This is a genomic window from Streptococcus sp. 27098_8_99, from assembly GCF_041431935.1.
In the GTDB taxonomy this organism is placed as follows: domain Bacteria; phylum Bacillota; class Bacilli; order Lactobacillales; family Streptococcaceae; genus Streptococcus; species Streptococcus parasanguinis_D.
Genome location: NZ_JAPVYQ010000020.1, coordinates 21,084 through 28,594 on the forward strand (window position 1 = coordinate 21,084; position 7,511 = coordinate 28,594).

Here is a 7,511-nt window from a genome sequence, read left to right on the forward strand (position 1 = left end):
GTTATTTCTATTTTTAATGTTGATCTTGAGTTTCCCACTCACTCTTCAGCAAGCCGTATATCAGACTGTCACAGCGATTGCCTTGGGCATCTTTACGGTCTCGGATACGAGCTTCAAGGGTGAAACCAAGCTTCTCAGCGACACGTTGACTTTGGGCATTGTAGCCAAAGCAGGTTAGTTCAATCTTGTGAAGTCCCAATTCTTTAAAACCTAGGTCAATCAAGGCACGCGCTGCTTCGGGCACATAGCCTCGGCCCCAATAGTCTGGGTGCAAGGTATAGCCAATCTCCAGTACATCGTCTTCGTAGCGACGGGGGAAATCGACTGAGCCTATGATTTTATCGGTCCCTTTGACCACAATTCCATAGCCTGCTGGGAGATTATCCTTTTGATTACGTTCGGGAAGGATATGTTCTAGGTAATAAATCTCATCTTCCAAGGTCTTGGCAGGTGGAAACCCTGCTGGGTAAGAGACTTCTGGACGACTAGCATAGTCAAAGATATCTTCTACATCCGCCACTGTTCGGACTCGCAAGACCAGACGCTCGGTTTCTATTCTTTCTGGCAGTTCAGCTCTTGTCATCTTTCTTCCTCGCTTTCTTGATAAAGCTTCCCATGGGATCGACTCGGTCGTCCAGATAACGATAAACACGCTGGTGACCGTCCCCCATAAAGTAGGTCGGTGCAAAACGGTCATTTATAAAATGCCCCTTATCATCTAAGAGCTCTGGATCAGCCAGTCGCTCGAGAATCTTGGCAAAAATATGACAGATACCATCTTCCTCGATAATCCGATCCACCTGGCAATCCAAAACGACTGGACAAGCCTCTAAAAACAGGGCCTGAGTCCGTTCAGAAATCTCGTAGTCTAGCCCCAGGTGTTTCAATTTCTCCCGATGGCTGATAAAGCCAGCCTGCTCCATCTCCAGCATAAAGTTTTCATCAGGGATGTTCACGCTGAACTGTTGGTAATGCTTAATCTGGTCAGCCGCATTTTCCTCAGCACCAACCCCGATGACCAGCCAATCGCCCAGGCTATAAGAGGAACTGCAGGTCGTGATATTATGTCCAAAGTTCTGGTCCTGATACCCCAGGATGAAGATAGGAAAGCCATAGTAGAGTTTACTGGTGTTAAAAGATTGTTTCATGACAAGCTCCTTCAGCTAGGGGGATAAAATAAAAATCGTCCCTGTCATTAATCTGACAGGGACGAATGTATTAATCCGCGGTACCACCCAATTTCGGGCAATGCCCGCAACTTTGTTTATTTCATTTTCATCTATTAGCAACCAGTTTTGACACATTTGTGGACTTCTCAGCACCGCCACTTTCTGTAAAATGTGGGATTCAAAACACCTCTAATAGGTTCATTTTAGCAAGTTTTCCTGGAAATAGCAAGAAATCACAAAAGCGATTATTTAAATTTAACGCCGAGTTCTTTCAATTTCTTGATTGTAGCTGGGCCGATTCCTTTAAGGGCCAACAACTCTTTTTCTGTCCAGTTTGCGAAGTCCGCAACAGAGCGAATACCTTCATCATAGAATGTTTGCGCACGATCAAGTGCCACACCTTCCAAACTTGCAGCAAATTCTTCCACTGAAGAAGCCGCATGTTTCACTTCTTTCGCCACTGCTTTTGTAGCTTTCTCAACCTTTTTAGGTGCTTCTTTCACAGCTGCAGTTACAGTTGCGACAGCTTTTTTCAAAAGATGTCTATTTTGATGTTTGTATTGTTTCGCACGGTTTACGTTCTTCTTTGCCATTTTTCCTCCTAAATTCAGTGATCAATTCCTAAGGCAACAAGGTTTCATCACCATAATTCCATTCAAAAATCCGTTGATGTCATTTCAACTTTTTTATTGTATCACAATCCCCTAAAAAATCAAGTCATTGCACAATTTTCAGGTGAATCTAGCTAGTAAAACGCCTTCAATAAGGCCATTTTAATATTTTCTTTCACCAAAGAGGCCATCTGGTAAATCATGAAATCCTTTTCCAGCATGGAAATTTTCAAACTTTCCTTGCAAGAACTGATAAGCATCTAAACGGCTTTCATAGCGAATCATGGCTATTTTAGCTCGTTCGTCCTGGTCTTCATCAAAAACCTTTTTACTTTCTTCGAGAGCCATTTCATTGATCATAACTTGGGTCTTGATCCACTCCTCAAACTCCTTCATAAACTCTGTTTCGTAACTCATCTTTATTCCATTCCTCTATAAAAATCCGTATCGATCTCCCGATAAGGTTGAATGTCCTGAACATATTCCAAGACGCCTTGAAAGTCTCCCGCTTCATCACGCACTGCTGCATAGGTGACATGGACAAATTTCCCACGCGATTCTGATTTGAACCACATTTCATACTTGTCTTTTTTCCCTTCACGAAGCCCCTGCATGATGGCTTTGACCTTCTCCAAATATTTCGGTGGGTGACACAGCTCAACATTGCGTCCTACCTGCGATGGCGTCCTCTTAAAAATCATTTCCTCAAAAGGCGCAGCATCATTGTAATATTGGAAAATTTCATCCTTATTGACAAAGGTGATCTCCATTGGTAACTGGTTCAAGATTAAATTCGCTTGCTCCACCGATAAAAATCCATGACCAAAAGCTTGTGGCTGCTTGCGATCGAAGCTCTCTTCTTTTTTCTTAGGCGTGAAGGTAATCGTCAATTGTCCCTCAGGAGTCTCAATGACCTGACGGTGCTCATCTCCTTTTGAAGAAGGAAGCGGTTCAGTTGAACTCTCTGACTCTCTTGCTCCTTCTTCCTTGAAGTCCACACGTTTCGGCACCCATTTCTCACTTGAGAGAATAATGGCATAACCATAAGCATCACTTTCTTCTGCAATGGAGAGCCAGTCATCCTGGGTAAAGGACTCCAGCAAAATCATCAAGAGGATCGACTCTTCCTTGAAGATCATGCCCTCAAACTCTTGTGCAAAGGCTTCAAAGCGTTCCTTGACTTCAGAAATGCTAGAATCCGGTAATTTCTTTGCCGCATCCAAAGTTTTAGCAAAGAGTTCCCGAATCTGGTCATCTACTCCCCACATCACTTTTGGTGGGGAATCATGACCATATTTTTCCATAATCGGAAACATCAACTCTTCCTTACGACGGTAATGCCGGTCAAATTGACCCACCAAGCCCAGCTGACGTAACAAGCCCTTATGAATCTCCTGAATCATCTCAGGATCCTCAGTCGTCTCATAATTGTCTAGCAAGCGACGTACCCGCATCATAGCGGCTCGAAGGGCTAAGTTCTCCTGTTTAAAGATTTGAACAGGATGCCCTGGGTGGTCAGTATCTGCTACTTCGACCCCTTGAACCGCATTCTTAAAGAGATTGGCATGGACATCACAAAGCTCCATAACATCTTCAAAAGTAACCCCTGCATCGGAGTTCATCAGTTCATGCTCCATGAGAGAGATCTCAATCGCAGAAACCCCTGCAAAGGTCGCATCAAAGCGCTCTTGGACCGACTCAGGAGAGGCTCCATGATGCAGGTCTAATAAGATATCTCTCAAGACATGAATTCGTTCATCACTCATTGGTCTAGCCCCACTACTTCATAGCCATTAGCTTCTAGCGTTTGTACAATCTTCTCCATGGGGGTACCTTCTAAATTTGATCCTTGTTTCAAGGAAACCTTGCGCCCAACTGTATTACGCATGATGGGGTTGGCTAAAGGTTTAAAGCCCAACTCCACCAACAAGTCCAATACTTCCGGATGTTGATCAATGACTTGAGCCACTGGAATCGATACATCAATAACATTGTCCATTTTCCTATTTCCTTTACTCATTTCGTTCATTTTCACTTCTTCACTAACTTCACGACAGCCTCTGTCCTTGCCGTATGTGGAAACATGTCCACTGATTGAATGTATTCAACCCGATAGACCTTTGTCAAAGCTACCAAATCTCTTGACAAAGTCGATACATTACAAGAGACATAGACCATCTTGTCAGGTGCATAGTGCAATAAGGTCTCGATCAATTTCGCCCCTAAACCCGTACGGGGTGGATCCACAATGACTGCATCTGCTCGATAGCCTTCTTTGTACCAACGGGGAATAATTTCCTCAGCCGTCCCAGCTTCATAGTGGGTATTATCAAATCCCATCCGTTTAGCATTGTATTTGGCATCTTCAATCGCTTCAGGAATGATATCCATCCCCCGAACACTTTTCACTCTATTAGCAAAAGCAAACCCAATCGTTCCAACCCCACAGTAGGCATCAATTAGATGATCCTCTGGCGATACATCCAAAGCCTTGACCGCTTCACTATACAAGACTTCAGTCTGCTCCGGATTCAGTTGATAAAAGGCTCGAGGAGAGAGGGAGAATTCATAATCCAAAACGCCTTCAAGAATAGCCTCTTCACCCCAAATAATCTGTGTTTGTTCACCATAGATTTCACTGGAGCGAGACGTATTTTTATTAACAGCAACGGTGACAATCTCAGGGTGTTTCTTAACCAAGTCTTCCACTAAATCCTTTAAATTAATCTGCCGACTGGTGACCACAATTATCTGAACCTGACCAGACTTCCGAGCTCGTCGAACCATCATAGTTCTGACACCCAGTTCTTTACGCTCATCAGCAATTGGAATCTGATAGTAAGTCAATAAATCCGCAAAATCATTGGCAATCGCTTGAATAACCTGATCTTGAACCAAACAATCTTTTAATTCTACCAAATAATGTGAATTTTGAGCATAGAGACCCGCCTTGACCTGGCCTTTAAATTTCCTTGTTTGAAATTGCAATTTGGCCCGATAGTAAAGAGGCTCCTGCATTCCGATTGTTGGCCGAATGTCATACTGTTCAAAGCCTTCAGGTGAGAACTTTTTCAAGGCTTGTTGCAATAAATCTGTTTTAAACTCCAGCTGCTTGTCATACTTCAAATGCATGATTTGACAGCCCCCACAGGTCTCATAGATATCACACATGGGTGTCACCCGATACTTAGACGCTTTATTCACAGATAAGAGTTTGGCTTCCGCAAAATTTTTCTTGACACTTGTAATTTGGCAGAAGATATCTTCACCCTTGAGGGCTCCTGGAACAAAAACAAGGGTTTTCTGGAAAAATCCGATACCTTCCCCGTTTATCCCCATACGCTTGATTTTTAATGGAATTTTTTGTTTGACTTTAAGACTCATAAGTCTATTATACCACGTAGTTTCTCAATGGTTAAGAATATGTTACAATAAAACCATGAATACAAAGACATCTCATTTCTCCCCATTGGATTTTCCTGAGCAATTACGAACTTATATAGAGGGAGCAACTCTTTCTGATAGCTCTTCTCATTCAGGCGCAAGGGTTCTCTATCTTGATTCAGGTTACTACTTGAAAATAGATCAAAAGGGAAGATTAGAGCGAGAAGCTAGCATTGCAAGGTGGTTTGAAACCAAAGGACTGGGAACTCCAGTTATCGAATATCTATCTAAAGATAAAGACTACCTCCTGACTAAAGAGGCTATTGGCCATGATGCTCTCGCTTTTTTAGACCAGCCAGAAAAAATCTGCCGTACCATGGCAGAGGCTCTTAAAAAGCTTCACAGCTTAAATCCGAAAAATTTTCCATCAGATAATCATTTACAAGCCTATAAAGAAAGAGCCTTGAAAAACTATGAAAAAGGTGAGTTCTATGCCAAGGCGCTCCTACCCCAATTCCAAATCAACAGTCGCGAAGAGGCCTTCCAACTCATCCAAGAACATGGGCACCTTTTAAAGACAGATGCCTTTATTCACGGGGATGCCTGTCTACCGAACTTTATTCTAAAAGATGCTGACCAATTCTCTTGCTTTATTGATCTTGGTTTGGCTGATTTCAGTGACCGGCATATCGACCTCTTTTGGGCAGTTTGGTCCCTCAACTATAACCTACAAGATCCTAAATACGCTGAACTATTTCTTGACTATTATGGAAGAGATCAGGTCGATATACATAAACTTCGACTCGTTGCTGCCTTTGAAGCGTTTGGATAAAAGAAAAAATATGAAAATTACAAAACTAGAAAAGAAAAAAAGACTCTACCTTCTTGAATTAGACAATGATCAAAAACTGTATATTACAGAAGACACCATCGTCAAATATTTTCTTTCCAAAGAGAAAGCAATCAGTGAAGAGGAATTAAAAGAAATCCAAGAGTTTGCTCAATACTCCTATGGTAAAAACCTGGCCCTTTACCATCTTTCCTTTAAAGCTCGAACAACAAAAGAAGTCCGAGACTACCTTACAAAATATGAGATTGATACTGAGATTATTGATAAAGTTGTCCAACACCTAAAAGAAGAAAAGTGGTTAGATGATCGTCAATATGCCAGAAACCTGATAGAGGCCAACCTCCTCAGTGGCGATAAAGGCCCTATCTTATTACAACAAAAAATTCAACAAAAAGGGGTCCCAAAATCTATCCTTCAAGAAATTCTTGCTGACCATGATTTTACAGAAGTTATCAACCGTACCGCAATAAAACTCCAAAAGAAATACCAAGGAAAATACCCATTAAAAGCCATTGAAACGAAAATCATCCAAGGACTCATTTCAAAAGGTTTTGCATACAACCAAGCAAAGATTGCATTCCAAAATCTTGAACTAGAAGCAGATGAAGAAACAACCAATGAGCTCATCCTAAAAGAATTAGAAAAACAATACCGTAAATACAGTAAAAAATATGAAGGCTATGACCTAAAACAACGTTTAACCCAAGCATTAGCCAGAAAAGGGTACGATTATATTGATATAACATCAGCCATTAGAGAATTTTTAGATTCATAAATTCCCATTCAAAAATCAAATTGAAAATAAAATAGAAAAATAAGAAAAAAATTAAAAAAATATGTTACAATATAGAGGATATACTTAGATTGTAGAAAGTTGGTAAGTTATGAAACTACCTAAAGAAGGCGACTTTATTACAATTCAAAGTTATAAACATGATGGCAGTTTACACCGTACCTGGCGTGACACCATGGTATTAAAGATAACCGAAAATGCAATTATTGGAGTAAATGATCATACACTTGTTACAGAAAGTGATGGCAGACGTTGGATCACTCGTGAACCAGCAATTGTTTATTTCCATAAAAAATATTGGTTTAACATCATCGCCATGATCCGTGACAATGGTGTGTCTTACTACTGTAACCTAGCAAGTCCTTTTCACATCGACCAAGAGGCCTTAAAATATATCGACTATGATCTCGATGTCAAGGTCTTTACAAATGGTGAAAAGAAATTGTTAGATGTTGAAGAATATGAGCAACATAAAGAAAAAATGCACTATTCAGATGACATTGACTATATTTTAAAAGAAAATGTAAAAGTACTAGTAGATTGGATAAACCAAAACAAAGGTCCTTTTTCAGAGGAATATATCAAAATATGGTATAACCGTTATGTTGAACTGCGAAATAAATAAAGTTGGAAAGAGCGCAAGCTCTTTTTTCTTGTAAATTATAAAAAAAAATCTAATGACATCATTAGACTCTTTTAATATA

10 protein-coding genes are annotated in these 7,511 nt (G+C 40.7%); 3 read left to right on the forward strand and 7 right to left on the reverse strand.

All coding sequences use genetic code 11. The features are described from left to right. Positions 1-13: 13 nt before the first annotated feature. The 7 genes from O3605_RS09760 to rlmD all read right to left on the reverse strand — a co-directional run bounded on the left by O3605_RS09760 (position 14) and on the right by rlmD (position 5,164). The gene (locus O3605_RS09760; protein ID WP_049498324.1) at positions 14-583 is read right to left on the reverse strand and encodes a GNAT family N-acetyltransferase; all 570 of its coding nucleotides are present in this window, start codon (positions 581-583) and stop codon (positions 14-16) included. Further along, positions 570-1,148, reverse strand: coding sequence for a flavin reductase family protein (locus O3605_RS09765; RefSeq protein ID WP_049498322.1), 579 nt, complete (start codon positions 1,146-1,148; stop codon positions 570-572). Before O3605_RS09765 ends, O3605_RS09760 begins: the two co-directional genes overlap by 14 nt. A gap of 266 nt (positions 1,149-1,414) precedes the next feature. Next, the gene (locus O3605_RS09770) at positions 1,415-1,762 is read right to left on the reverse strand and encodes a helix-hairpin-helix domain-containing protein (RefSeq protein ID WP_049498321.1); all 348 of its coding nucleotides are present in this window, start codon (positions 1,760-1,762) and stop codon (positions 1,415-1,417) included. A 180-nt stretch (positions 1,763-1,942) separates the two neighbouring features. Beyond that, positions 1,943-2,197 (reverse strand): DUF1912 family protein, encoded by a 255-nt coding sequence (locus tag O3605_RS09775; RefSeq protein WP_013903179.1) that lies wholly within the window; start codon positions 2,195-2,197, stop codon positions 1,943-1,945. Between the two features lie 2 nt (positions 2,198-2,199). Then, positions 2,200-3,546, reverse strand: coding sequence for a DUF438 domain-containing protein (locus O3605_RS09780; RefSeq protein WP_049474396.1), 1,347 nt, complete (start codon positions 3,544-3,546; stop codon positions 2,200-2,202). Further along, positions 3,543-3,779: a DUF1858 domain-containing protein gene (locus O3605_RS09785; RefSeq protein WP_049474395.1), complete on the reverse strand. Its 237-nt coding sequence runs from the start codon at positions 3,777-3,779 to the stop codon at positions 3,543-3,545. Before O3605_RS09785 ends, O3605_RS09780 begins: the two co-directional genes overlap by 4 nt. Before the next feature lie 32 nt (positions 3,780-3,811). Beyond that, positions 3,812-5,164: a 23S rRNA (uracil(1939)-C(5))-methyltransferase RlmD gene (rlmD, locus tag O3605_RS09790; protein ID WP_049474394.1), complete on the reverse strand. Its 1,353-nt coding sequence runs from the start codon at positions 5,162-5,164 to the stop codon at positions 3,812-3,814. A gap of 55 nt (positions 5,165-5,219) precedes the next feature. Between rlmD and O3605_RS09795 the strand changes: the two genes are divergently transcribed. The 3 genes from O3605_RS09795 to ntdP all read left to right on the forward strand — a co-directional run bounded on the left by O3605_RS09795 (position 5,220) and on the right by ntdP (position 7,432). Beyond that, entirely contained in the window at positions 5,220-5,996 is a 777-nt protein-coding gene (locus O3605_RS09795) for an aminoglycoside 3'-phosphotransferase (RefSeq protein WP_049498318.1), read from the forward strand. Positions 5,997-6,006: 10 nt separating this feature from the next. Continuing rightward, positions 6,007-6,789 carry a recombination regulator RecX gene (gene recX / locus O3605_RS09800; protein ID WP_371586063.1) on the forward strand — a complete coding sequence of 261 codons (783 nt, stop codon included), beginning with the start codon at positions 6,007-6,009 and terminating at the stop codon, positions 6,787-6,789. A gap of 109 nt (positions 6,790-6,898) precedes the next feature. Next, the gene (gene ntdP, locus O3605_RS09805) at positions 6,899-7,432 is read left to right on the forward strand and encodes a nucleoside tri-diphosphate phosphatase (RefSeq protein ID WP_013903172.1); all 534 of its coding nucleotides are present in this window, start codon (positions 6,899-6,901) and stop codon (positions 7,430-7,432) included. Positions 7,433-7,511: the final 79 nt, after the last annotated feature.

Excerpts from the sequence above, each read along its gene's own strand:
- O3605_RS09760 (WP_049498324.1), bottom strand. The coding sequence starts at position 583 with ATGACAAGAGCTGAACTGCCAGAAAGAATAGAAACCGAGCGTCTGGTC.
- O3605_RS09765 (WP_049498322.1), bottom strand. The coding sequence starts at position 1,148 with ATGAAACAATCTTTTAACACCAGTAAACTCTACTATGGCTTTCCTATC.
- O3605_RS09770 (WP_049498321.1), bottom strand. The coding sequence starts at position 1,762 with ATGGCAAAGAAGAACGTAAACCGTGCGAAACAATACAAACATCAAAAT.
- O3605_RS09775 (WP_013903179.1), bottom strand. The coding sequence starts at position 2,197 with ATGAGTTACGAAACAGAGTTTATGAAGGAGTTTGAGGAGTGGATCAAG.
- O3605_RS09780 (WP_049474396.1), bottom strand. The coding sequence starts at position 3,546 with ATGAGTGATGAACGAATTCATGTCTTGAGAGATATCTTATTAGACCTG.
- O3605_RS09785 (WP_049474395.1), bottom strand. The coding sequence starts at position 3,779 with ATGGACAATGTTATTGATGTATCGATTCCAGTGGCTCAAGTCATTGAT.
- rlmD (WP_049474394.1), bottom strand. The coding sequence starts at position 5,164 with ATGAGTCTTAAAGTCAAACAAAAAATTCCATTAAAAATCAAGCGTATG.
- O3605_RS09795 (WP_049498318.1), top strand. The coding sequence starts at position 5,220 with ATGAATACAAAGACATCTCATTTCTCCCCATTGGATTTTCCTGAGCAA.
- recX (WP_371586063.1), top strand. The coding sequence starts at position 6,007 with ATGAAAATTACAAAACTAGAAAAGAAAAAAAGACTCTACCTTCTTGAA.
- ntdP (WP_013903172.1), top strand. The coding sequence starts at position 6,899 with ATGAAACTACCTAAAGAAGGCGACTTTATTACAATTCAAAGTTATAAA.